This window comes from Schlesneria sp. (assembly GCF_036405755.1).
In the GTDB taxonomy this organism is placed as follows: domain Bacteria; phylum Planctomycetota; class Planctomycetia; order Planctomycetales; family Planctomycetaceae; genus Schlesneria; species Schlesneria sphaerica.
The window spans coordinates 1-2,340 of the sequence record NZ_DASWWZ010000753.1 but is presented as its reverse complement, the minus strand read 5'-3'; the positions used below and the strand labels follow the sequence as shown (position 1 = coordinate 2,340).

At 54.2% G+C, this 2,340-nt stretch carries 3 protein-coding genes; 1 reads left to right on the top strand and 2 read right to left on the bottom strand.

Going from position 1 to position 2,340, the window contains the following annotated elements; genetic code table 11:
• Positions 1–145, bottom strand: a 145-nt coding sequence (locus VGE80_RS24685; RefSeq protein WP_440594503.1) for a GTPase, incomplete at its 3' end; no start/stop codon positions are given.
• A 116-nt stretch (positions 146–261) separates the two neighbouring features.
• Positions 262–963: a DUF6655 family protein gene (locus tag VGE80_RS24680; RefSeq protein WP_373652455.1), complete on the bottom strand. Its 702-nt coding sequence runs from the start codon at positions 961–963 to the stop codon at positions 262–264.
• 720 nt (positions 964–1,683) lie between these two features.
• On the opposite strand from VGE80_RS24680, the gene panD reads away from it, so the two are divergent.
• A complete protein-coding gene (panD, locus tag VGE80_RS24675; RefSeq protein WP_373652454.1) occupies positions 1,684–2,034 on the top strand; it encodes an aspartate 1-decarboxylase in 351 nt (116 codons plus the stop codon).
• Positions 2,035–2,340: the final 306 nt, after the last annotated feature.

The window sequence follows — 2,340 nt, the reverse complement described above, 5'->3', positions numbered from 1 at the left end:
CGACATGCATCAGGTAGGTGACGCGATCACGAGTCACCCCCGCCATCGGGTCCACAACCGATACTCGCTTGTGGGCGAGCCAATTCATGATCGAACTTTTGCCAACGTTGGGACGGCCGACGATGGCGACTTTAGGCACGGACATTCTACAGATCTCTACTGAAAGCAAGGTTTTCGGAACCTTACATCATAGCAGAGCTCTCTAAAGAGTTCAGCCAGTCAGAGAAGACTTGCCCGCTTTTGGCACTCCTTGATGCCTGTTTACTGTTCTTCTCGCTGTTCTCCCGCAAGCTGCAGCCGATCAGGAGCGGCTCGACCACTTGGCCCCTGAAACGCAACGGTCGAGGGAAGTTCCTGATTGGGTTGGCCTGGCCGGCGTGACGTTGTGCGTTCGATTTCACTCCGCGCAGTCCCTGACTGGAAGGGACCCAACCCGAGAAGAAACGTGTTGGTGTCGTGGGACATCGATGCCGTAACACCTCCTGGGCCAAGAAGTTCATGCGATTTGATGTCGTAGGCAACCATCCCGATTTTAGCAAGTGCTGACTGTTTCTGCTTCTGCCAGAAGCGAACTTCGGGCAGGGTCATCATCCCGGGCAGGACGATTTCCGGAATTCCCACGTAGGAGTCCGAATTGTCGGTGCCGATTCCACCACTGCGGACTTCCACAACAATGTCAGCGTCTTCCGCTTTGGAAGCAATTATGGCGCCGTTCAACATGAGACGGTGCCGAATTGAGCCGACCACATAGCCTTTGTCGATCCCTTCGAGGTACTTTTCCTCGACGAAGACGCGGGAACCCTGAAATGCAGTGAAATCGCACTTCGCCAAGGATTGATCAACGGCACCGGAAATCAGAAACTGCTCGCGGGCCGTGCGGGCCGTGTCCGACCGCTTCATCGTGGAACAGCCCATTGCGAACGGGCTCAACGCCAGCAAAAATATCAGGATGCGGCTTGCCATCGACTCTACCTCGTCCGCGCTGGTTTGGGATTGGATAAATCAGGACACGTGTCGCCGATCTGAAGAGATCGTGGCCAACGCGGACACGCGAAGTGACTTGCTGCGATCCCGTTCAGAACACGACAGAACCTGAGCCCACGAAGGGATCAAGGCCTGGCACAAATTCTGACGGACCGGCTTAATGAACTGTTCGATTTGGGTGCAAGGGAGATTGCCTGGGCGTTTTAGCGAACAACAAAAAATGCAACAAGCCGAATTTTCGTGGGAAGTTGCGCTGCACCGCTTGGAGAGTCAACCTGTTTCGGCAAGAATAACGACGCCGCAGGACGAGTGAGAACGTAACTTTGTTTTCGGCACAAGGCCCGTAGAATTCGTGTTGGACGCGATGGCTCGGTAGCAGAATCCCGAAAAGAAGCTCCTGAAGGGGGTGGTCACGCCGGGGAGTTTTTCGCTGGCATACCTTTTCCGAGGGTTCTGCCTGCTCGGGTTGGCTATCAGAGATTTAGCCGGTGGCACTAGGAGAAAGAGCTCGGGGGGAATGTCGCGGAGGCTGTCGCGACGGCTAACGTGTCCTGCTCTGAGCAACGTTATTAGTCAGGGAAGATTTTCACAATCAGGTCATAATCGCTCTCAAAACTACAGAATCCATTGATTTCCAGCGTGCGGCACCATGACCTGCCCCCGCCTCGATCAGCGATATCGATAGAACTTAGAAAAAGCATGCAGCGAATTCTGCTCAAATCCAAGATTCATCGTGCAACCGTCACTGACGCTCAACTGCATTATGAAGGAAGCGTTACCATCGACTACGAACTGATGCACGCGGCGAATATCGCCGAGCACGAGCAGGTTCATATTTACGATGTGAACAATGGCAATCGACTGATCACCTATGCCATTCGCGGGCCCGAGGGGAGTGGGACCATCTGCATCAATGGAGCCGCAGCGCATCTGGTCTCCCCCGGTCATCTCGTCATTATCTGCGCTTATGCCCAGTTCGAAGAGTCAGAAGTGCAAACGCACAAGCCGAAGGTGATACATGTCGATCCAAAGAACCGAAGGACCGACTGAATCAGCCGGAGTCGGTTCGTACGACAGAGCTGCTGAAGGCGGTTTTCCAACTTAGAATTCCGGCAGCCATCGCGAATGGGATGCGGAACATCGCGCGCTTGTCACTCGTGAAACTATCGAGCGGCGTAAGGGGTATAGGTTGGCTGTCTGCCGCAACAACGTGTGCGGAGGCTGTGAAAACTCGCGGGCCGGTCAAGTTCAGCTTGGTTGACATTCCGTTGATGCCGGTCTAGTTTCGTGCCAAAATGCCGGTCTCGCTTCTCACTCTTCGTTTCCAATTTCAACGCTTGAAAGGCAACTCCGATG

Bases quoted from the DNA above. Each gene is read 5' to 3' on its own strand.
- VGE80_RS24680 (WP_373652455.1), bottom strand. From the start codon at position 963: ATGGCAAGCCGCATCCTGATATTTTTGCTGGCGTTGAGCCCGTTCGCA.
- panD (WP_373652454.1), top strand. From the start codon at position 1,684: ATGCAGCGAATTCTGCTCAAATCCAAGATTCATCGTGCAACCGTCACT.